This is a genomic window from Mesorhizobium sp. P3_A9, assembly GCF_056402975.1.
On sequence record NZ_JBFUGJ010000071.1, the window covers coordinates 1 to 21545 of the forward strand.

At 62.3% G+C, this 21545-nt stretch carries 21 protein-coding genes and 1 pseudogene; 10 read left to right on the forward strand and 12 right to left on the reverse strand.

Translation table 11 applies throughout. From position 1 onward, the window contains the following. From AC1DX0_RS12905 to AC1DX0_RS12920, 4 genes and pseudogenes are all read left to right on the forward strand, one after another. A pseudogene (locus tag AC1DX0_RS12905) lies at positions 1-164 on the forward strand (NUDIX hydrolase); the annotation flags it as partial. A 42-nt stretch (positions 165-206) separates the two neighbouring features. Next, positions 207-584, forward strand: a complete 378-nt coding sequence (locus AC1DX0_RS12910; protein ID WP_477219426.1) for a TIGR02301 family protein — start codon at positions 207-209, stop codon at positions 582-584. A 377-nt stretch (positions 585-961) separates the two neighbouring features. Continuing rightward, the gene (locus AC1DX0_RS12915) at positions 962-1219 is read left to right on the forward strand and encodes a hypothetical protein (protein ID WP_477355594.1); all 258 of its coding nucleotides are present in this window, start codon (positions 962-964) and stop codon (positions 1217-1219) included. Positions 1220-1274: 55 nt separating this feature from the next. Next, positions 1275-2066, forward strand: a complete 792-nt coding sequence (locus AC1DX0_RS12920; protein WP_477219427.1) for a hypothetical protein — start codon at positions 1275-1277, stop codon at positions 2064-2066. A gap of 27 nt (positions 2067-2093) precedes the next feature. Here AC1DX0_RS12920 and AC1DX0_RS12925 read toward each other — a convergent pair whose 3' ends face one another. After that, entirely contained in the window at positions 2094-3425 is a 1332-nt protein-coding gene (locus tag AC1DX0_RS12925) for a dihydroorotase (RefSeq protein WP_477355597.1), read from the reverse strand. A 75-nt stretch (positions 3426-3500) separates the two neighbouring features. Between AC1DX0_RS12925 and ygfZ the strand changes: the two genes are divergently transcribed. The 3 genes from ygfZ (at position 3501) to AC1DX0_RS12940 (ending at position 7203) form a co-directional block, all read left to right on the forward strand. Further along, entirely contained in the window at positions 3501-4361 is an 861-nt protein-coding gene (gene ygfZ / locus AC1DX0_RS12930; RefSeq protein WP_477219429.1) for a CAF17-like 4Fe-4S cluster assembly/insertion protein YgfZ, read from the forward strand. Continuing rightward, positions 4361-4996 carry an HD domain-containing protein gene (locus AC1DX0_RS12935; protein WP_477219430.1) on the forward strand — a complete coding sequence of 212 codons (636 nt, stop codon included), beginning with the start codon at positions 4361-4363 and terminating at the stop codon, positions 4994-4996. The genes ygfZ and AC1DX0_RS12935 overlap by 1 nt, the downstream gene beginning before the upstream one ends. 65 nt (positions 4997-5061) lie before the next feature. After that, a complete protein-coding gene (locus AC1DX0_RS12940) occupies positions 5062-7203 on the forward strand; it encodes a putative bifunctional diguanylate cyclase/phosphodiesterase (RefSeq protein WP_477355600.1) in 2142 nt (713 codons plus the stop codon). A gap of 11 nt (positions 7204-7214) precedes the next feature. Here the strand turns inward: AC1DX0_RS12940 and AC1DX0_RS12945 are convergent, their stop codons facing one another. Further along, on the reverse strand, positions 7215-8105 hold the full coding sequence (locus tag AC1DX0_RS12945) for a fatty acid desaturase family protein (protein WP_477219432.1): 891 nt from the start codon (positions 8103-8105) through the stop codon (positions 7215-7217). A gap of 113 nt (positions 8106-8218) precedes the next feature. Here AC1DX0_RS12945 and AC1DX0_RS12950 point away from each other — a divergent pair, with 113 nt between their 5' ends. Next, positions 8219-9151: a LysR substrate-binding domain-containing protein gene (locus AC1DX0_RS12950; protein ID WP_477355603.1), complete on the forward strand. Its 933-nt coding sequence runs from the start codon at positions 8219-8221 to the stop codon at positions 9149-9151. 24 nt (positions 9152-9175) lie between these two features. On the opposite strand, the gene AC1DX0_RS12955 is transcribed toward AC1DX0_RS12950, so the two are convergent. The 6 genes from AC1DX0_RS12955 to AC1DX0_RS12980 form a co-directional block, all read right to left on the reverse strand. Then, the gene (locus AC1DX0_RS12955; protein WP_477219434.1) at positions 9176-9820 is read right to left on the reverse strand and encodes a hypothetical protein; all 645 of its coding nucleotides are present in this window, start codon (positions 9818-9820) and stop codon (positions 9176-9178) included. A 110-nt stretch (positions 9821-9930) separates the two neighbouring features. Continuing rightward, positions 9931-10203: a DUF3303 domain-containing protein gene (locus tag AC1DX0_RS12960; protein ID WP_477355605.1), complete on the reverse strand. Its 273-nt coding sequence runs from the start codon at positions 10201-10203 to the stop codon at positions 9931-9933. An 18-nt stretch (positions 10204-10221) separates the two neighbouring features. Then, entirely contained in the window at positions 10222-11685 is a 1464-nt protein-coding gene (locus tag AC1DX0_RS12965; protein WP_477219436.1) for a RimK family protein, read from the reverse strand. Next, positions 11682-12788: a peptidase C39 family protein gene (locus AC1DX0_RS12970; protein ID WP_477219778.1), complete on the reverse strand. Its 1107-nt coding sequence runs from the start codon at positions 12786-12788 to the stop codon at positions 11682-11684. The genes AC1DX0_RS12965 and AC1DX0_RS12970 overlap by 4 nt, the downstream gene beginning before the upstream one ends. Before the next feature lie 207 nt (positions 12789-12995). After that, positions 12996-13787, reverse strand: coding sequence for an anti-sigma factor family protein (locus AC1DX0_RS12975; protein WP_477219437.1), 792 nt, complete (start codon positions 13785-13787; stop codon positions 12996-12998). After that, a complete protein-coding gene (locus AC1DX0_RS12980) occupies positions 13784-14302 on the reverse strand; it encodes a sigma-70 family RNA polymerase sigma factor (protein ID WP_477355608.1) in 519 nt (172 codons plus the stop codon). The genes AC1DX0_RS12975 and AC1DX0_RS12980 overlap by 4 nt, the downstream gene beginning before the upstream one ends. A 219-nt stretch (positions 14303-14521) precedes the next feature. Here AC1DX0_RS12980 and AC1DX0_RS12985 point away from each other — a divergent pair, with 219 nt between their 5' ends. Then, positions 14522-14773, forward strand: coding sequence for a type II toxin-antitoxin system Phd/YefM family antitoxin (locus AC1DX0_RS12985; protein WP_477219438.1), 252 nt, complete (start codon positions 14522-14524; stop codon positions 14771-14773). Next, on the forward strand, positions 14766-15161 hold the full coding sequence (locus tag AC1DX0_RS12990; protein WP_477219439.1) for a hypothetical protein: 396 nt from the start codon (positions 14766-14768) through the stop codon (positions 15159-15161). The genes AC1DX0_RS12985 and AC1DX0_RS12990 overlap by 8 nt, the downstream gene beginning before the upstream one ends. Positions 15162-15210: 49 nt before the next feature. Here the strand turns inward: AC1DX0_RS12990 and AC1DX0_RS12995 are convergent, their stop codons facing one another. From AC1DX0_RS12995 to AC1DX0_RS13010, 4 genes are all read right to left on the reverse strand, one after another. Continuing rightward, on the reverse strand, positions 15211-17955 hold the full coding sequence (locus tag AC1DX0_RS12995; RefSeq protein ID WP_477355611.1) for a DUF2339 domain-containing protein: 2745 nt from the start codon (positions 17953-17955) through the stop codon (positions 15211-15213). A gap of 83 nt (positions 17956-18038) precedes the next feature. Continuing rightward, the gene (locus AC1DX0_RS13000) at positions 18039-18557 is read right to left on the reverse strand and encodes a PaaI family thioesterase (protein WP_477219441.1); all 519 of its coding nucleotides are present in this window, start codon (positions 18555-18557) and stop codon (positions 18039-18041) included. Further along, entirely contained in the window at positions 18554-19330 is a 777-nt protein-coding gene (gene recO / locus AC1DX0_RS13005; RefSeq protein ID WP_477355614.1) for a DNA repair protein RecO, read from the reverse strand. The genes AC1DX0_RS13000 and recO overlap by 4 nt, the downstream gene beginning before the upstream one ends. Before the next feature lie 132 nt (positions 19331-19462). Continuing rightward, positions 19463-20620 (reverse strand): porin, encoded by a 1158-nt coding sequence (locus tag AC1DX0_RS13010; protein WP_477219443.1) that lies wholly within the window; start codon positions 20618-20620, stop codon positions 19463-19465. Positions 20621-21545: the final 925 nt, after the last annotated feature.

Genomic DNA, 21545 nt, shown 5'->3' on the forward strand with positions numbered 1-21545 from the left:
TCGGCGCCGCCTATGCCGGCGGCGAGGCCGTGGCCAGCGACGATGCCGAGACAGCCGCCTTCTATACGCTCAACGAGATGGCGGCGCTGCCGCTTGCCGGTTCGGTGTTCGCGGTGGCCGAGGAACTCCTCGGTCCACACTCGAACAGCCCGGCGAAGCACTGAAAATCGCCTTGCAGGCGACAAATTGTTTCGCCACATAGACTTATGACCCGCCCTAGCCTTCTTGTCGTTTTATGTCTTGTCGTCAGCACGGCCATCTCGGCGCAGCCGGCGTTCAGTGCCGAGTCGCCGTTCGAGCCGGGGCTGATGCGGCTGGCGGAGGTTCTGGGRTCRCTGCATTTCCTGCGCAATCTGTGCGGYGAGAAGGGCGATCAGTGGCGTGGYGAGATGGAGAARCTGCTCGATTCGGARAATCCCGAYCCSGAGCGSCGCGCCCGCTTCATCGCCAGYTTCAACCGCGGCTACCGCTCCTTCGGCGGCACCTATACCCAGTGCACCGCTTCGGCCACCGAAGCCATCAGCCGTTACATGAAGGAAGGCGAGACGCTGTCACGCGACATCGCCTCGCGCTATGGAAACTAATCCGTTTCGATGCGACGCGCTCCAGGCAATCCATCAACAGATATCCGGGCCGTCGCCGGGCATGTCGGACAAATCCGGCTTGTACCGGTCTGTGTCTTGGTGCAATCCTGATGTTGCACTTCTGCAACAGCGTTAATCAAACGTTACCGCAAGAATGTGGAATTAACTCAAACTGAAGGTTTTCRCCCCGYAGGCCGGMCTAATCGGCTAAGTTTGATCCGGGTTGAAACGCAGCTTCGCCAAACACAGCCGTCTGCTGTAAAACACGATCAAAAAAATGTCGTATTTACAGATACTTAATTAGGGCTGCGTGTGGACAGAACAGATCATACTGATCCACATTGATGGGTTGCCGCTTGAAAGGGTGGACATCGCTTATGGAACATGGTGTCAACGACATCGACGCGCTGGTCAGGGAAGAGAAACGCCTGACGGYGGTGGAGAGCCACAGCGAAGCCTGGGCGGAAGGCCTTTCGGCCGGCATCGAGCCCGAGATCATTGCCGAAGCGGCGCTTGAAACCGCGTTTGGTGAAATGCTGCGCGCCAACGGCGAGACCTCGGCCCTTGCCCTGCTCGACCGCATGCGCGAGAAGGTGATTGCTGGCGCCTTCGAACCCGAGCGGCTGCGCCACTGAATCGACACCCGGTTCTTTGACGATCGATTGCCCGGGAGCCAAGGAGATACGGGCAGTGAATTTTCCGATGTCAGGCAGGCCGAAGGGCTTGGTCCTTTACATCCGCCTCGCTGCTTGCTGTGCCGCGATTGCCTTTGTGACGTGCCTGGCAAGCAGCCCGGCCTATGCGCTGAGCGAGATCAAACGCGAAGAGCTTCCCGCTCCCGTCACACCGTCGACGGATGACGATGTTTCGTCGCCCGGCGGCGCGATTCCCATGCCTGATCCGGTGGGAACCCCGCCTTCGACCGGCCAGCAGCCCGCCGCTCCTGACGCTGCGGAGCCCGATAGCCCATCCGATGGCGGCACCAACAGGCCGCGTGTCGATCCCGAAGCGCCCTTGCCGGAAGTCGTCTATGATCTCGGCAAGCTGCCCGAGCCCGTGCGGCGCATGCATGATTTGATCATCGAAGCCTGCAAGAGCGGCGACATCGAAAAGCTGAGGCCCCTGATCGGCAAGGGCGACAGCATGACCCAGATATCGCTGGCCGACATCGATGGCGACCCCATCGCCTTCCTCAAAGGGCTGTCCGGCGACCCAGACGGCCAGGAGATTCTGGCCATACTGGAAGAGGTGCTCAGCGCCGGCTATGTCCATGTCGACGCCGGAACGCCGCAGGAACTCTATGTCTGGCCGTATTTCTTCGCGCTGCCGCTGGACAAGCTCGACGCCAAGCAGCGTGTCGAACTGTTCAAGATCGTTACCGCCGGCGATTTCGACGACATGAAGCAGTTCGGCGCCTATATTTTCTATCGCGTCGGCATCACGCCTGCTGGGCAGTGGACATTTTTCGTCGCAGGGGATTGAGCCTTTCGGCCTTCTTCCTGCAGGGGCCTAGACGACAAGCGCCTCGGAAAACTCAACTGCCCTGCCCTGACCTGGCGCGACGATTTCGCCTTCCCACATGATGCGGCGGCCGCGAATGACGGTGCCGACCGGCCAGCCGGTCACTTGCTTGCCGTCATAAGGCGTCCAGCCTGCCTTCGAGCCGGCCTGCGCATTGGTGATGGTCTCGCGCCGTTTCATGTCGACAATGGTGAAGTCGGCGTCGTAGCCGGCGGCAACGCGGCCTTTCCTGGCCATGCCGAAGATGCGCTGCGGGCCGTGGCTGGACAGGTCGACAAAGCGCTGCAGGGTCAGCCGGCCGGCATTGACGTGGTCGAGCATGATCGGCACCAGCGTCTGCACGCCGGTCATGCCCGAGGGCGAAGCCGGATAGGATTTTGCCTTTTCGGCGAGTGTGTGCGGTGCGTGGTCGGAGCCGAGCACGTCGACAATGCCTTGTGCAATGCCGTGCCAGACGCCATCGCGGTGGCGGGAGGCGCGCACCGGCGGGTTCATCTGGATTAGCGTGCCGAGCCTGAGATAGTCGTCGGCGCTCAGCGTAAGATGGTGCGGCGTCGCCTCGCAGGTCGCGACGTCCTTGTGCTGTTCGAGGAACAAGATTTCCTCGGCGGTCGAGATGTGCAGGACGTGGATGCGGGCGCGGGTCTGCCTGGCGATGCGCACAAGCCGTTCGGTGCAGCGCAAGGCGGCGATCTCGTCGCGCCAGACCGGATGCGATGACGGGTCGCCCTCGATGCGTTCGCCGAGGCGCTCGCGCAACCGGAACTCGTCCTCCGAATGAAAGGCGGCACGGCGGCGGGTGTTTCGCAGGATCGAGGCGACGCCTTCGTCGTCCTCGACCAGCAGGTCGCCGGTGGACGATCCCATGAAGACCTTTATTCCCGCCGCACCCGGCAACCGYTCGAGTTCRCCGACATCYCTGGCGTTGTCACGGGTRCCGCCGACCCAGAASGCGAARTCGCAATGCATGCGGCCGSWRSCGCGCCGMASCTTGTCGGCRAGCGYYGCCTCGCTGGTGGTCAACGGGTTGGTGTTGGGCATTTCGAACACTGCGGTGACACCGCCAAGCACCGCAGCCCGCGAGCCCGTTTCGAGGTCTTCCTTGTGCTCCAGTCCCGGCTCGCGAAAATGCACCTGGCTGTCGACGACACCGGGCAGGACATGCAGGCCGCGGCAGTCGATCGTCTCGCCGGCTGAGGCCTGGCGGAGATCGCCTATTGCGGCGATGCGCCCATTCTTCACGCCGATGTCACGAGCCCCCTCGCCGTCATGGTTGACCACAGTGCCGCCTGTCAGGATGAGGTCGTAGGTCATGGCCATGCTCTCTTGCGGGGGGAGTGTCAGCGGCTTACGTAATGACCATCCATTTTGCAAGATCAGGCTTTTATCCGCCCCATGCCCTTTGCCCTGCTGAAAGACCGCGCGCTGATCACCGTCTCCGGCCCGGATGCCGAGCACTTTCTGCAAAACATCCTGACCACCGATCTCGACACACTCGTCGAAGGCGATGCAAAGCCCGGCGCGCTGTTGACGCCGCACGGCAAGATCCTGTTCGACTTCCTCATCTCGCGTGCCGGGGAAAACGCCTTCCGGCTCGAATGCCGTGCCGACATTTCAGACGATTTCGTTCGCCGGCTGACGCTCTACAAGCTCCGCGCCAAGGTCGAGATTGGCAAGCCGGAACAGGCGCTTGTCACTGTCGGGTGGGGAAAAGAGTCAATCGCCTCAGAAAGTGATTCAACCGCGGTTGCCGACAGGCGCTTTCCCAATGAGAGCGTCACGCGCTCCTATGCCGGCACCGCAGAGGCCGGCGAGGTCGCCGCATGGCATGCCTTCCGCATCGCCCACGGCATCGCCGAAAGCGGTGCCGATTACGCGTTGAGCGACGCCTTCCCGCATGACGTGCTGCTCGACGAGACAGGCGGCGTCGGCTTCCGGAAGGGCTGCTATGTCGGCCAGGAGGTCGTCTCGCGCATGCAGCATCGCGGCACGGCCAGGCGGCGCGTGCTGATTGTCCAGGCCGGGCTTCCCCTGCCCGCCTCCGGCACCGAACTAACCGTTGACGGACGACCGGTCGGCACGCTCGGCTCAAACGCCGGCACATCGGGGCTTGCCATTGCCCGCATCGACAGGGTCAAGGCGGCGCTGGACGCCGGCCAGCCGATCCTGGCGGGCGATGTGCCAGTGACGGTGGCCATTCCGGCCTGGGCCAAATTCAGTTTTCCGCAGGAAGCCGTCAGCGCGGAGGAGGCCTGATGGCGGCGGACCGTACCGGCGCCCCGCCACGCGCCTGGCAGCGCATGCTGTCCGGCCGTCGGCTCGACCTGCTCGACCCCTCGCCGCTCGACATCGAAATTTCGGACATTGCCCATGGGCTCGCCCGCGTCGCCCGCTGGAACGGCCAGACCAGCGGCGAGCATGCGTTTTCGGTCGCCCAGCATTCGCTGCTGGTCGAGTCGCTGTTCAACGACCTTGTGCCGCAGGCTTCGGCCACGGACCGGCTCGCGGCACTGCTGCACGATGCGCCTGAATATGTCATCGGCGACATGATCTCGCCGTTCAAGTCGGTGATGGGGGGCAGCTACAAGGACTGCGAATTGCGCCTGCAGCGCGCCATCCATCTGCGCTTCTCGCTGCCGCCCGAACCGGCTGCGGCGTTGCGCAGGGACATCAAGCGCGCCGACCAGATCGCCGCCTATTTCGAGGCAACGCTGCTCGCCGGCTTCTCGACCGCCGAGGCGACCGAATTCTTCGGCCGTCCGCGCGGCTTTTCGGCCGAGCGCTTCGACTTCACACCGCGCTCGGTGACCTGGGCGCAGAATGCCTTCCTGAAACGATTTTCGGCGATCGAGACGTCGCGGCACCAGGTTTCGACGTCGGCGATAGGGTAGAAAACGCTAAATTAACCGGAAACGTCAACACTGCGGTGTTGGATCAAACACCGCAGGCGCGCCTCATGCCCGTCGTGGATGTCAAGGTTGGTTCGGTCGTCCCGGAGCGGGTGGCCGAAGGCGTGGAGCGCTCTCGCCACATGGAAGACGAGCTGCGCGAACAGAATGAGCGCTTTTCAGCCGCYGTCGAGAACATGTCGCAYGGSCTGTGCATGTTCGATGCCGAYGAGCGSATGATCATCTGCAACSGCMAYTACCTCRACATCTTCTGCCTCGACGCCAAGCTGATACGACCGGGCATCCACTTCATCGACATCCTGCGGCACAGCGTCGACATCGGTATCGCCTCGCAAAGCGCCGACGAGCTCTACGCCATCCGCAAACCCTATATCGACCAAGCGAAACCCTCGACCTACGAAGAGACGCTGTCGGATGGTCGCATCATCAACATCTCGCACCGCCCGCTGGCTCTGGGCGGCTGGGTCTCGATCTATGAGGACATCACCGAGCAAAGGCGCGCCGAGCAGGATCTCAAGGAGCAGCATCGCCGTTTCGACGCCGCACTCGCCAACATGTCGCAAGGCTTGCTGATGTACGACGCCGACGGCAAGATGATCGTGCGCAACCGGCGTTTTCTGGAACTCTACGACGTCACCGCGGCGGACTTTCCGCTTGGAACAACGCACCGCGACGCGCTCGAACGATTGCTGGAACTGGGCATCTATACGAAGATCGACGTCGACAGCGAAGTCGCCAAGACCGAAGCCTGCCTGGCGGCGGCAAAACCGCATTCGGCCTATCGCTATCTTACCGACGGCAGGACGGTTCTGGTCACACGGCGGCCGATGAGCGGCGGCGGCTGGGTGGTGACCTTCGACGACGTCACCGAACGTCGCCTCGCCGAAGAGCGCATGACCCACCTTGCGCATCACGACACACTGACCGGACTGCCCAACCGTTCGATGTTTCGCGAACGGCTCGACATGGCACTGGAGGATACGACGGCACCGCCGCTGGCGATCTTCTCGCTCGATCTCGACCGCTTCAAGGCGATCAACGACACCTGGGGACATCCTGCCGGCGACTGGCTCTTGAAAAGCGTGGCCGAGAGGCTGCAGCGTTGCCTGCACAATGAAACAGACCTCGTCGCCCGCTTCGGCGGTGACGAGTTTGTCATCATGCAGTTCAATTCCAGGGGCATCGCCGATGCTGAAAAACTCGCGAAGCGCATCGTCGAGGCAATCGCAAAACCGTTTCGCGACAAGACCCGGGACATGCATGTCGGCATCAGCCTGGGCATCGCTATTTTCCCCAGCGATGGCAGGGACGCCGATACGCTGCTGAAAAATGCCGATACGGCGCTCTATCGAGCGAAGAGCGAAGGGCGAAACCTCTATCGCTTCTTCGAGCCCGCAATGGACGCCGTCGTGCAGGTTCGCCGGGCGCTCGAGGTCGACCTCGAAGCCGCGCTGTCGCGCCAGGAATTGGACCTCGATTACCAGCCGATCATGCACATCGCCTCCGGCGAGATCATCGGAGCGGAGGCATTGATGCGCTGGCATTCGCCAGCACGGGGCACTGTCGCGCCGGACGCATTCATTCCGGTCGCCGAAGAAACCGGACTCATCGTGCCGTTTGGCGAATGGGCGCTGAGAGAGGCCTGCACGGCGGCGGCAAGCTGGCCTCCCGGCTTGCGCATTGCGGTCAATGTCTCGGCCGTGCAGCTCAAAAGCGGCGGTTTTGCCCGCGACGTCATCTCGGCGCTGGCCTTCTCCGGCGTGCCGGCCCGACAACTGGAGCTGGAAATCACCGAAACCGTGCTGATGGACGAGAGCAAAACCGTGCTGAAGACGCTGCGACAGCTACGCGATCTCGGCATCCGCATCGCGCTGGATGATTTCGGCACCGGCTATTCCTCGCTCGGCTACCTCAGGCGTTTTCCGGTCGACAAGATCAAGATCGATCKCTCCTTCATCCGCGACATGGGCAATCGCGACACAGCGGCTATCGTCCGCACCATCATCGGGCTCGGCAATGAACTTGGCATTGTTGTCACCGCCGAGGGCGTCGAGACCGAGGCGCAACTCGACATGCTGCGCGACAATGGCTGTGTCGAGGCGCAGGGCTATCTGATCGGCGTGCCCTCGAAGGCTGCGGACATCCAGCGCCTGTTGAAGTCGCGTGCGCTGCACAGCCACACGGGCTGAAGCTTGGCAGTTCAGCGCAGTGTCTCGATGTATTTCTCATGGAAGCTGACATAGCCGGGCTCGACTACCTTCAGATGCCGCTCGATCAGCGCGTGAAACTGCGGCAATTGATGAAACGGCACACCGGGATAGGCATGATGCTCGGCATGGAACGGCATGTTCCAGGCCAGCTTGCGCACGACCCAATTGGTCAGCGTGGTTCTCGTATTCTCCAGCATGTTGGCGACGAACGGACAGCGGCCGTGCTCAGCCAGGAGATAGAGGCGCAGAAAGGGCTGACCGAGCAGAGCGGGAATGATCCAGACATAGAGAAGCACGGCGAGCCGAAAATAGACGGCGATCAGAATGACGACAGCGTAGAAGGCAATCATGGCGCGCGCCTCGGCACGTACCTTGGGTCGGCCTTTCGGCGGCACATAGCTTTCCTGGCTGCTGCCAAAGGCATTGGCGCAGAGCGTCTTGAGATGGCCCCACCACAGCGGGATGCCGGAAACATGCACGAGGTACTGCCGCAGCGTTTCCGGTTTGGGAAAGGCCAGCTCGGGATCGTTATGCGGATCCTGGGTGAAGCGGTGATGGGCGAAATGGAAGTAACGAAACCAGTCGGCCGGCAGCGCCAGCACCACGCTGCATACCCGCGCTACGACATCGTTCAGCCACTGCGTCTCGAAGGCCGTGCGATGAACCGTTTCGTGCAGCAGCGTGAACAGGAAGACGATCAGGATGCCTTGCGGCAGCATCAGCAACGGCCAGAATGGCGCTTTCGCTGCGATCAGCGATCCAAGGATCACGATCGCACCCCCATGGGCGCCGAGCTGAACGAAACCCGCAGCGTCGGACTTGGCGGTCAGGCGATTGCGCTCTTCCGGGGTTAATGACGCGATTATGTCGCGATGGTCCATTGGCTTCGATCCAGGCTGGCGATTTGATGAGAGCCAATCTAGCCGGTGAAAAAGCTTTCCAAAAACGACGATTCCTGCGATTTGGATAAGCTCACCTTATCTATCCGGCAATCATGGTCACATCTCCATCACTGAAAGGACTTCAGGCTTTCGAGGCCGCGGCGCGCACGGGCAGCTTTGCCGCGGCGGCGGAAGAGCTTTCGGTCTCGGCGGCCGCTGTCAGCCAGCTCATCCGCACCGTCGAGGAACAGATGGGCCGCAAGCTGTTTCACCGGGTCAACCGCCGCGTCGTCCTCACCGAGGCCGGCGTGGAAATGCTTCCAGGGCTGACCATGGCCTTCCAGGAAATCGGCAGTGTCTCGCGCGAACTGGGCGGCGATGCCTTCCGCCCGCGCCTGGTGGTCTCGGTGCCGCCATCCATGGCSATGGGYTGGCTTTCGCRGCGTCTSGCCSGCTTTGTCGCCAGCCACGGCGCCGYCGACATATCGCTSCGMGGYGACGACGAYCCGGTGYCGTTCGAYCGYGAKYTGATCGACATCAGGCTCTCCTACGGCCCSCAYTATCGCGAKYASCCGACSSAGGACATCGYCMGGGACGCCGTCTATCCCGTCTGCGCGCCAGGGCGTGCCAGCGCGATCAAGGCGGACGGCGATCCGCTCGCCGGGCTGCCGCTGATCCACACCGACTGGGGACCGACCGGCGCCTCGTTTCCGTCCTGGCGCAACTGGTTCGAGGCTGCCGGTGTCCAGCGCGGCCGGGCAGCGCAACGCGGCCTTTCGGCCAACTCGTCGCGCGCGGCACTCGACCTCGCCATTTCGGGACTGGGCGTGGCGCTGGCGCAAGGGGTCTATTGTGCCGAGGCGCTGGAGGACGGCAGGCTGGTCCGGCCCGCTGCCAGGGCGATCGCGTTGCGCCAGCCCTATTGCCTGACCATTCCGGAGCGCAGCGCCAGGCGCGATGTCGTGGCGGCGTTCCGCGATTGGCTCATCGAGGAATGCCAGCGCGCGGTGGGGTCGCCGGCGCTGCGTGCCAGATCCGCAATATAGCGGAATCAGCTACTTTGCTCCGCACTAGCGGCGCCTTTGACCGAACTGACCCGAAACGCGCCTGACCGGTTCAGCCACGACCGTCCGCGACACCGGTACGGCACGAGGACCTTGAGCAAATTTACCCGGTACAAGCCCAAGTATGATCATCGCGGCCATGAAACCGTATCGCAGGATGTCGAAGGCCAGTGGCGAAAGACCGCCGTGGAACAATGCGATAGCCAATTTCGGGGCGAGCACGCCGAAACCGACCAAGGCCGGCCAGCCAACGTCGCGCACACGGGCAAATACCATCCAGACGATCGCAACCAGGGTGGCATAGCCCATCGCCACGAGTATGGACATATAGATCGCCCCGACGGCGGAGCTCTTCGCTTCCATGGCAAGCGCCTGAGCTACCATCCCCGCAGCATGGTCTTGGACGGGGTCCGCCGGCGACGCTTCGCTTTGCGCAGGTCGGTCACCTGTTCTCAACCCCTCGACAAAGGATTGTTGGTTCTGCGCAATCTTCGCGCCGTCAGCCGCATAGATCTGCTTTTGAATGTCTTCCTTTGCCCCAACCAGAAAATGCTCGATTGGATCCTTGGCAAAATCGAATCCGATAAGGAATATTAGCAAGCAGAAATACAATACCTGCCCGCAATTTACTGACTGGAACAGCTTTATCATACTGCAAAATACCCCGAGCAATTCACAATACAGCTCGAGTAACACGAACCAGTTTAACTATGGTTATCGTGTTTGCACCAAATTGAGCCAAGCGCGGGCGCGACGGCAGATCAAAGGTGCCCCCTCAATGCCTCGACCATATCCTTGCTCGTTGCCACAGGAACGATCTCGAACTCGACCAGATCGTTCCATTCGATAGCCCACCGTTGCAGCASTGTGACGTCATCGGCYTCGACCARMAGGAARCAGCGACTCATATCCGCCGCGATCCAGSWGTGGTGCACGACAAGCTCATCCGGCTTCAGGCGGCCMCGRTCGCGRAAGCGGCGATAGATCTCCTTGCGGTCGCAGCCGGTGAAATCCTCGATGACGATGAACTGCATGTTTTCCCCTTGGTTGCACTATCTTCCCGGCCGGTCGAGCCGCTCCAGGAACCACTGCGTCAGCCGGACCCAGACCTCGTCCTTCTCGCCGGAATCCTCCCAGCCATGGTCGAGATTGGGGTTGTCGTTGACCTCGATGACGAAGACGCCGTCCTTGGTCTCCTTGAGGTCGACGCCGTAGAGGCCGTCACCGATGCAGCGCGCCGCCTTGACCGCGGTCTCGACGACATGGGCCGGCGTCTCCTTCAGCGTGAAGGTCTTGATGCCACCCTGGTCGGGCTTGCCATTGGCCTTGTGGTTGACGATCTGCCAGTGCTTCTTGGCCATGAGATAGTGCACGGCAAACAGCGGCTGGCCGCCGAGCACGCCGACGCGCCAATCATATTCGGTCGGAATGAATTTCTGGGCAATCAGGAGATCGGAATCCTCCAGCCACTCGGTCGCAAGCCGCGTCAGTTCCTCCAGATTCTCGCATTTCTTGACGCCGCGCGAGAAGGATGAATCCGGGATCTTCAGCACCAGCGGAAAGCCCAGTGTCTGTGCGGCCAGTTCGAGGTCGGAGGTGCCGGCGATCATCACCGTCGGTGGCACCGGCACCTTGTTGTAGGCCATCAGTTCGTTGAGATAGACCTTGTTGGTGCAACGGATCATCGACAGCGGATCGTCGATGACCGGCATGCCTTCCTGCTGGGCGCGGCGGGCGAAGCGATAGGTGTGGTTGGAGATCGAGGTGGTCTCGCGGATGAACAGCGCATCGTAGTTCGCGAGCTTGGCCAAATCCTTCTTGGTGATGGGTTCGATTTCGACCCCCATCTTTTCGGCGATCTTGGCCCAGTAGCGCAGCGACGAGATTTCCGACGGCGGCAGTTCCTCATGCGGATCGACCAGCGTGGCGAAGGTATAGCGCGCCGGCGTGCGTCCCTTGGTGTCACGCCATTCGCGGTTGGTGTAGGTCTCCAGGCACTGGATGAAGCTTTTTTCTTCGTCCTCGGTCATCCGCGCCAGCGGATGGAAGCCGATCTTGCGGATCGAGGCCCATTCGGCGCTGTCCTTGATATGGACTTCGAGCGCCGGGGCGCGGAACCAGTCGAACAAGAGCTTGGCGAAGCGGTCCCACACCTTGGAGGGTCCGATGCCGAAGAAGATGCAGACCTTGGCCGGAAAGGCTCCGCCCAGATCCTTGCGGCATTTGTTGAGCGCCAGTTCCAGTTCCGGCAGCGCATGCTCATAGAGCTTGCGCTCCGACAGGTCGATCATCGTCTCGACAGTCGGAATGACCTTGTGGCCACGTGAACTCGCCAGCAGCGAGGCATAATAGCCGCGGCTCTGGTAGCCGTAATTGTTCGACAGGTTGATGACCTTCGGCCGCTGGCCGCGGAACAGCGACGGATGCGCGAGATAATCACGATTGGTTATGATCTTGTGCGGTGTCGCCACCTGGTCGAGATCGCTCTGCCGGCCGGTAAGGATGACCCAGGTCATTTTGTGTCGCGCTTCCCCAGAGTGATGGCGGCACGCAGTCCGTCGCGGCCGAACTGCGCCATGTTCATGAAGATGCCGTAGGGCACGGGAATGTTGGCGGCATCAAGGATGGTTTCCTGCCTCTCGTCCTCGACCCAGGGATCGTGGATCAGAATATGGTCGCCATCATCGCCGATGGCCAGCACCCAGTGCGGCACCTTCTTGCCGAACATCAGGAAGCCGCTGATCAGCACCAGCACCAGCTTTCCCTCGGCGATCGCGGCTCTGATGTCATCGATGCTGAATGAGCGGTAATTCACCGGGATGCCGTAAAGTTCCGCACGGCGGCGAAAGTCGACCTGAGCCAGTTCCATGACCCGGCGCTTGTCCTCGCTGCGCACCGATTGCAGGAACAGTGCGCCATAGAAGGAAACGAAGATTTCCGCCGCGAGCCCGCTTTCGTATCCCGAGACAGCCAGGCCGAATGGTTCGCACCCGCCCGGTCCCGACATCATGAAGACGGTCGTCGCCTCGCGCCAGAGACGGATTTCCATCACCGGATCGGGCACGAAGCCCCGGTCGAAATTGGCCATGGCCATCATCAGGCAGCATGGGCCGCAGGTGAATTCGCAGGTCTGCTGATAGAACGGAACCCTGGTGGCGATCGGGATGTCGCCGCGCAAGGTTTTCTCATAGCGAAGCGCGGTTGCGCCGTCCTCGTAGTAGCCCGGCTCACGGCCGATCTTGCGGTAGCCGGCCTGCTCGTAGATGCGGATGGCGCGGCTGTTGTCCTCACGCACTTCGAGACGCAGCATCATGCGGTCGTGTTCGAAGGCCGCCTCCTCCGCCGACGCAAGCAGCATGCGGCCGACACCCAGCCCGCCAAAAAACGGACCCGTGGCTATGGAGTAAAGCCGCGCCACCCCACTGCCCTTGCGAAACAGCACGATCGCATAGCCGGCGACGCGGCCATCGACTTCGGCGACCAGCGTCTGCGCGGTCTCGCGCTCGATGAACAGGCGAAAGGAGCGACGGGAAATGCGATCGCTCGTGAAAACGGCTTTCTCGATGGCGGCGAGATCATCGACGTCAGACGCGCGGGCCGTGCGGATCTCGGCAGGCATGCGACTTGAGAAAACCTCGATTGCGTTGCGGAAACGGCCCCGGTCAAAAGCGTCGCAAACACCGGCCGAAGCGCCGGTATTCATCAAGCGCTATCGCTCCTTGATTAGGGCCGAATTGTGACAGTTTCCGCGGCGGCAAGGAAGCGCGCGGGCTTTGAACAGGATCGCAGTTTTGATGGACCACCGGCTGCAAGTCATTGYGGCCACTCAGCTTGCGAGGCCTGCCAGAAGCTGGCCATAGGCACTCTTGGCCACGACCGCCAATTGCTCACGCGGCAGCGAGCCGACGACGGCGCAGCCATATCCCTTGTCCAGCCAGTAGACCGCCTGCGGGCCATCCTGCGCCGAGGCATAGGTGCCCTTGGCATTCTCCGTCGATTCCGCGGTGACGAAGAGCGATATGCGCTCGCCCTTGTCGTCCTCGTAGAGCAGCATCGCGGCCTTGGCTTCGCCGGCCGGCAGCAACCGGCCGCCGACCAGCTGAAAACCGTTCGCGGTCAGATCCGGCGCCACCAGCTTCAGCCCGACCCGGTTGGACAGCCAGGTCTGCAAATGATCCTTGTCGCTGGCCGGCACTTCCACCGCATGCCGCTTCTCGGCGGCGTAGATGACATGGGCGGCAATCGCCTGTTCGGCGAGCCGATCCTCCGCCGGATCCTCCTGTCCGACGCCGTCAATGCCGGCAAAATAGCCACCAAATCCGCCCGTGGCCAAAAGCACGGCAGCGGCAGCGGCAAGCCACCAGCGCAAGCGCGGCACCATAGCCTTAATAGGCGTTTCGCCGAGCACCACCTTGCGCAAGCGCGCGGGAACGGGCTCATCCAGCACGCCGGCAAAGGCCGAGCGCAACGCCTCCCGGTCGGCGGTGAAGCGGGCGCTTCTGGCCTTCATCTCGGGATTGGCATCGAGCCAGGCATCATAGGCGGCACGCTCGTCGGCCGGCAACTCGCCGTCGAGCGCCATATGGATGTCACGTTCGGAAAAATCGCGGCGGATCATTTCTCGACGATCCTTATCGCGCGGCGACGCGCCGTGTCATCCAGCAATCCGCGCAATTCCTCGCGCCCGCGCGCAATGCGCGACATCAGCGTGCCGGCGGGCACGCCCAGAATGTTGGCGGCCTCGGCATAGGAAAAGCCTTCGATGGCGACCATGACAAGGGCCGCGCGRCGATCGGGGCTGATCGCCTGCAACGCRTCGATGATYTCGCGYGAGGCGATGCYCTCSAMCTGCTCGGCCGGCTGGGCAACCGCCTCGCCCGCTTCCAGGGGCAGCATCGCCGCTTCGCCGCGACGGTTCACCTTGCGCATCTGGTCGATGAACAAATGATGCATGATCGTAAACAGCCACCTCCTGGGGCTTTCTCCYGTCTGCCAGTTGTCGAGCCGCATRAGYGCSCGCTCRAGRCARTCCTGAACGAGATCGTCGGCAGAATCGCGGTCGCGCAAAAGCGAGCGTGCGTAGCGGCGCAGKCGCGGTATTTCGCCAAGGATTGCTGCCTTCTTTTCGTCCATGACCGCTGGTTCTGAGGTCGCCCTTGTTGATCCCGATAGAACGCGCCTTCCCGGCGCGACGCAAGCGGCCAGCGCGAAGCGGTCCACCGCCCCGGTCACCCAAGCAATGAGATAACGCTGGCGGGTGCGGGTTTATTCCCAATTGGAAGGTGGCGGCAAATTGATTGCCTAAATACGTAAAATATGCACAATAGATAGAATACGTACAAGGATCATTCGATGAAGCAATTCACCTTTTCAGACATGAATCGGGCGTCCGGCGAGATTCTCGAAACGGCGATGATCGAGCCTGTCGCTCTCACGAAACGCGGCAAGGAGAAGCTGATCATCCTGTCAGCTGCCCAATACCGACAGCTCGTCGGTTCGCCTCATACCGTAGCCTACACGCTGGAGGACGCGCCGGGCGAGGTTCACGATGAACTCATGTTCGGATTGGACGCCATTACAACTGGCGACAAACCGGATGCTTAAGCCTGGCGACTTGCTTCGATATTATTATCTATGGGCACGGCAGGCTGACGCCGGCGAGGAATCCGGCCGTAAGGCGCGACCAGTCTGCATTGTGGTCAGAACGCCGGCGACGCCTGCCGCACTGTTCTTATTCCCGCTCACCTCGCAAAAGCCTGACCAGTCCCGCACGCATGTTGCCGTGAGCGAAATCGAGTGCCGCAGAGGTGGGCTCGACTTTCCGTCATGGTTGATTCTGGACGAGTACAACCGCGTGCAAGTCGATGAAGCTTATGATCTCGTCACGACGAAACCGATCGGGTCCTTCAGCCCGGCGTTTGTCCGCAAGATCGCGGGCCTGATCAAAGAGGCAGTCGTACAACGCCGCATGCGCGGCATCGTCCGAAAATAGCGGATAAGCGATCCGTGGACGGGTAAGGCCGTTCACGAAGGCAAGCGCGTCAACCCTCCTTCGCCGCTCTGGTCAAAAGCCGCTGGTAGAACAGCCCGATGCCGATCAGCACGGCGCCCAGGCCGATGAAGGACAGCGCCCTGAGCACGCCTTCCAGCTCCGACATGTCGAAGAGGAAAACCTTCAGCACGGCAATCGCGATCAGGCCGGCGGAGGCAATGCGCAGCACCTGCGACTTCAGCCAGACGCCGGCGGTGAGCAGCGCCACGCCGATGACCAGCCAGAGCGCCGAATAAGTGTAGGTCTCCAGCTGGCCGAGGCCACTCCACAGGCCGATGAACTCGCCCTTGAACAGGCGCCTGACCGATAGCGTGGCATAGGCCAGGGCGAGCACGGCCGCCACCACCGCCAACATCTGCGCATACCATTTCGGCCGTTTGTCGCGGGCATACAGCGCCAGCCCGCCGGCGGCGACCGCCGGCAGGAGATAGGCGAGGAACAACAGGTTGAAGACCGGGATCCGGCCGGTCGATTCGTCCGTGAAAAGCGGGTTCAGCACCACGAAATGCCTGACAACGATGAAGGCGACCGAAACCACGCCGGCGGCCATCGAACCATAGCGCAGCACCGAGCTTGGCGAGCGCATGTCGATGGCGACCAGGATGGCGCCGGCACCGATGGCGATCAGCGTGTAGATCGCCTGCTCGGCGAGTGTGATCGCACCTGTGTCGATGACGCCGCCATGCATGGCGTGACGCACCAGCATGGCGATCGTCAGCAGCGCAAACAGTGCTGCCGCCGCTTCCATGGCGAGACGCGGCCGGCCATTGGTGGTGCGGGCGAGCTGCCAGGCGGCGAAGCCGAAGGCGAGCGCCGGCACGCCGTATCCCGGCAGCAGCCAGTTGAACACCGGTGTCCTGGAGAGGAACTCGGCGCCGACGATGGTCGGATCGAAGGCGACGCGGCCAAGCACGGCAATCACCGCACCGGCCGAAATCCAGCCAAGCACGGGATAAGAGCGCCAGCGCGTCGCCAGCGCCGGCACGATGGCCGCGGCACCGAGCAGAATGGTGGTCCAGCCGGAATCGAAGGCCATGTGCAGCATCAAGAGGCCGGCGATCGCCGCGCCACACAGGGCAAACGACACCGCCATGCCGCCCTTGAGCGGCGGCTCTTCGGCGCGCGCGATCCACTCGCCGCCGGCGGCGAAGACCACGACCAGAAGGGCCGCGACCGCGGCATAGGCAAGATCGCGGTCGAGATTGCCGTAGGTCAGCCATAGCGCCAGCATAATGACCAGCGGCGCGGCGATGCCCCATGCCGCCCAGCATGCCGCGCGGATCTGCGCGACGGCGGCGAAACGGCGGGCGGCCCAGAAACCCGCGCCGATGAAGACCAGGCCGAGGCCAATGCCGATGCGCAGCGTCAAGGGATTTCCAGCCGCCACCTGCAGGCCGTCAAAGCCTATGTTGCCCTGGGACAAATCGGAGCCGATGGTGGTTGGCGGAATGATGCCGAGATAGATCATCACGCTCACCACCCCGGCGGCATGCAGCAGCGGCACGGCGCGCGGCCGATAGAGTGCGGTGGCGACAAGGGCGACGATGACCAAAGCGCCCGGCAAGGCATCGCCGGCCGCGACAAGCGTTGAGTCGACGGACAGGCCCAGCGCCGAAAACGCAACAAAAACTCCCGGCACGATCGATGGCCAGTCGAAACCCTGATTTGCAGTTTCCTCTTCGCCGCCACGACTGCGCAGCCAGACAAGGGCAAGCATCGCCAGCGTCACCGCGTCGATGAACAGGATGACGGCAAGGTCGGCGCCGGGAGCGTTCGTCATGTAGGCGATGGTCCAGAGACCGGTGCCGAAGAAGGCCGCCGCCATCAGGAATTTCCAGTCGCGCATGCGGGCGATCACCGCAGTGGCGGCAAGCACGATGGCGAGATAGACGAACAGCGCCCATGGATTTGGCGCCTGGGAGGACACGAGCGCCGGCGTCGCCATGGCACCGACGAGACCGATACCGGCCAGGGCCAGGCCGTGTACGAGAGCGGCGGCGATCGTCGCCACGCCGATGGCGCCAAGCAGCGTGAAGGCAAGCGCCGGGCCGATGAAGCCGTAAATGCCATGGGCGGCATAGACGGTGCCGAACAGGATGAAGGCRCCGGCCGCCGTCAGGATCGCCGGAATRTAGGCGCCGGCARCGCCTTGCACCGGCACCTTGAAGCCGGTGCGGCKAATRAACTCGCCGCCGGCGACCAGCACCAGCCCGAGCACCGCKGCCATGGTSAGCCGCACGYCGGGGCCGAAAATGCCAGCCTCGATGGTGTAGCGGATCAGGAACAGGCCACCCAGCGCCAGCGCGATGCCGCCGACCCAGACCGCCCAGCGCGTGCCGAGCGCCGTCTCGATATCCGGCTTGCCGGGCGCTTTGGCCGGCTGTGTCGGCGCCGCGGGTTCCGCTGCCTTCGGCTCGCCCGCAGCCCACGGGCCGGACACAGCGTCGCTGGGCACAGCTACCGTCTCAGGCGCCGGCGCTTGCGCGGCGGCGGCCTCGCTCACCGCAGGCGAAGCCATGGCGGCGGCAGCTACTGCTGCTGGAACCACATCGGCGGGTTCGCTGTCCCTCGCGGCCTGCTCGGACGGCTTGACCACCGGCGGCACGGCGCCCGAAAGGACGAGACTGCGCAGCGCGCCAAGCTCGCGCTCGACAAGGCCGATGCGGCTCTGCTGGCGCGAAATGATGACGAACAAGGCGATGATGGCGACAAGGCCGATCAGGCTTTCAAACATGGCGGTTCCCCCAAACCAGGCCAGTTTTCACTGACATTTCATCTCACTGACATTCAAATGCGGCGGCTAAACGGCTTAAAAACTCAACGTGCCGCCAGATTGGCGGCTGGAAATATCGAACATGTCTCGGTGCCGAAAGCCAGCAGCTTGCCACCGGCATCCTTGAGCGTCGCTTCCGAAACGGCAAGCGTGCGGCCTTTGTGGACCACCTTGCCTTCGCAGACCACCTCGCCGGTCCTGGGCGTGATCGGCCGCGTGAGATTCACCTTGAACTCCGCCGTCGTGTAGGCCTCGCCCCTTTCGAGCAGCGTCTGCACGGCGCAAGCCAATGCCGAATCGAGCAGCGTCGCCGCCCAGCCGCCATGTACGCCGCCGAGCGGGTTGAGGTGGCGCTCATTCGGTACGCCACGGAACACCGCTCGACCTTCCGACACTTCGGTCAGCGCGAAGCTGAGCTGGAACGAGATCGGCGGTGCCGGGTACTTGCCGTCGATGATTCGCTGCAACAACTCCAGGCCCGTGTATTTCAGGATGTCGGCGTGCGGAATGGTGCCGAGGCCGAGCGGCGAGACCCGGCCTGGATAAAGCTCGACTTCGCTCATGTGATGATTTCTCTGGCTGCATTTTCTCCGGCAATGGTTTTGCGCGCTGCATGGTGCTTGCGCAGCGCGGCAAGGAAGCCGGCCCGGGCATCGGGCTGTTCGATGGCGCGCGGCTCATAGACRTGGCGGCCAAAGAAGAAGCCGGTSAGCCGGAAGGCGTCCTCGACCGCCGCTGGRTCGGCGCGCAGGCCGGAGCCGCGCTGCARAAAGGCMGGCAGCGCCAGCATCTTGTCGCGCCAAGGCGCGCCGGCTTCTGCCGACACCGCACGGCCCGACTTCGGCGAGACATAGGCAAGGTCCTGCTTTGTGCCGGTGGCGGCGCATTGGCTGAGATCGAGGCCGAAGCCGAGTTCATCGAGAATCAGAAGCTCGAAGCGCGCCACCAGTTCGCCGGCGGCATCGGCATTGTCGAGATGGACGATCATCACGGCGAGCGCCTCGTAGAGGCCGCCATGGGCATCGCGCTCGGGCAGCAGGCGCAGATGCKCGGCCATGGTCTGCAGTCCGTAGACGGCRACGGCGCTGTCCATCAAYCGGGCRGCGTTCATCTCGATCGCCTCGRCCTGGAAGGTGCCGAGATGCTCGTCGAGCCGCGCCCGCCACARMAGRTCGACGCGRTTGCCRGGCTGSAGRACSGGYTGCTGCTTGCGCGAGCGGCCGCCRCGSACRAGGCCGAGATGRCGGCCATGCGCACGSGTCATCACCTCGAGAATGGCGCTGGTTTCGCCATGCTTGCGGGTGCCGAGAATGATTCCCTCGTCGCGCCATTCCATGCCGGAGCTTTTCACCGATCGGGTGACGAAATCAAGGTATGGGTCCGGCGCCGGGGCCAACGCTCGCAAGAACACATAAAAAACCGCCCGCAGCGATACGCTGCGGGCGGCCTGGTAAGGTCAGTCGATCGATCAGAAGTTGCGCTGGAAGCGAACGATGCCGCCGATGCCGTCCTTCTTGTCGGCCTTGGACCAGTTGCCGTAGACGGAGGGGTTGCCGTAATTGCCGTAGTGATCCCAGTCGACTTCGGTCGTGATCGTGAAGCCCGGGACGATGGTGTAGGCGACGTTCGCCGCGAGAGCGATGTTCTTGTCGTCGTCAGCCGAAGCCTGGACGTTGAACGAGGTCTTGTCGTTGAACTTGTAGGTGCCGCCGCCCCAGACGGCCCAGTTGCCGCCCCATGGCTTGTACTGAGTGCGGCCATGGACGTCGATGTTGTTGTTGGCGTCGTCCTTGGAATTGTCGTCGGTGCCGTAGCCGCCCATGATGAACAGCGACAGTTCCTTGGTGACGTTGACGTCCAGGCGAACCTTGCCGGACACTTCCTCGTAATTGCTGTCATAGGCGACGACGCCGGTGATCGCACCCCAGTCGGCCTTGTACTTCAAGCCGCCGACGACATGCGGAACATAGCTGTCGATCGTGCTGGTGCCAGTGCCTTCTTCGAGCGAGACCACGCCCGTGAAGCCGCTGCCAGCGTCGAAATAATACTGGACGACGTTGGTGTCCTTGATGCCATACGGGATGATCGTGTCCTGGAGGACATTGCCGGCGTAACCGATGAACGCGTCATATGCCGTTTCATCCTTACCGACGCGCAGGCCACCGAGCTGGATCCAGGCGAAGTTCAAGGTGACGGGCTTACTGATTGCCTGCCAGTCAGTGGCGCCGCCAGTATAGTCACCAGACTTGTTACCGTACTGGAAGCGGGTCTCGGTGAAGGTCTTCAACGTGCCGAGCTCGGTTTCCTGACCCGTATAAGTCCTCAGTGCGAAGCGCATGTTCTTGTAGTAGGTGTCGTTGGCGCTGCCGTCCTTGTGATCCGGAACGTTGTTGACGCCATCCAGCGTGCCGGAATCGCCGACGCCGATGTCATAGCGGAGATAGCCGCCGATGCGCAGGCAGGTCTCGGTGCCCGGGATGTAGAAGTAGCCGGCGCCGTAGACGTCGCAGATCTTGACGTATTCGGCCGGTTCCGGCTCGGCGACGACGACCGCGTCCGCGGCGCGAGCGCCTGAAACCGCGATCATTGCCGCGGCTGAGCCGAGAAGTAGGCTCTTGATGTTCATTTTCTGACCTCTCCAGTCAAAGTTAAAAATGGCTTCGGATTTGTGGCTGGCGGATATGTTTTCCCACCTCACCCCCACAACGAAAAAGGCGCGCACCGCGTCCCCTTTTCGCGGCGAACATACCCATCAATCTTCCGCCTTCAATGACGGTTTTTGAAATAACGGCGATTCCACTAACAGATTAATGTTGTGTTGCACAAATAACACGTACAAACAAAGTGAATGGCACAATTGGCACAACGTCATGTATTCAGTATAAATAGAGATAGTTTCTCGGCTAACTATATTTTCTACGCTGTAGATTTCTTCAACGCCGCAAAAAGCGAGATTTTTCGGCTATTTTCAAGCGGAAGGCAGCTCACTTTTTTGCTCCGCCCCTCCTCGGACGACAAACCTGCCGAGATCGCATTTAGACATCGCGACACCAAAGGGGGCTGGAGCCGGTCGGCGGTCAGAATCGATGCCCTAGCGGACCAGCACGGTCGCCATATAGCTATTCCATATGATGTCTCTCCTGTGTGGGCTTGGCCGGACCGCTGCAGGAACCGCTGGGATAGCAACGCAGCTTGGCGGCACCGCCTCTTGCTGTAAGGCGCCGACAAGATCGGGCCATCCTTCGGAAATATCGGAAAAATTTCAGAACCCGCTCGGGATTTTTGGCCGCACAGGCGCCAAAAAGCATGGGTTGGCCGAGGTGGTCGACACGGCCTGCCGAACAATTCGCCTGGCTCGTTTCCAAATGCATGTCGACCGATCGGGCAGTCCGGCGACCTCTCATGGATCTGCCCGCCGAGAGGACCTGACATGACTTTCTTGTTGAGCCTGGTGCGTGGGCACCAGCTGACCGCGTTCTTTTCACTGACGCTTGGCCTGACCTGGCTGCTCTTTGTCCCGTTCTGCCTGTCGAACGGCGACAGCATACCGT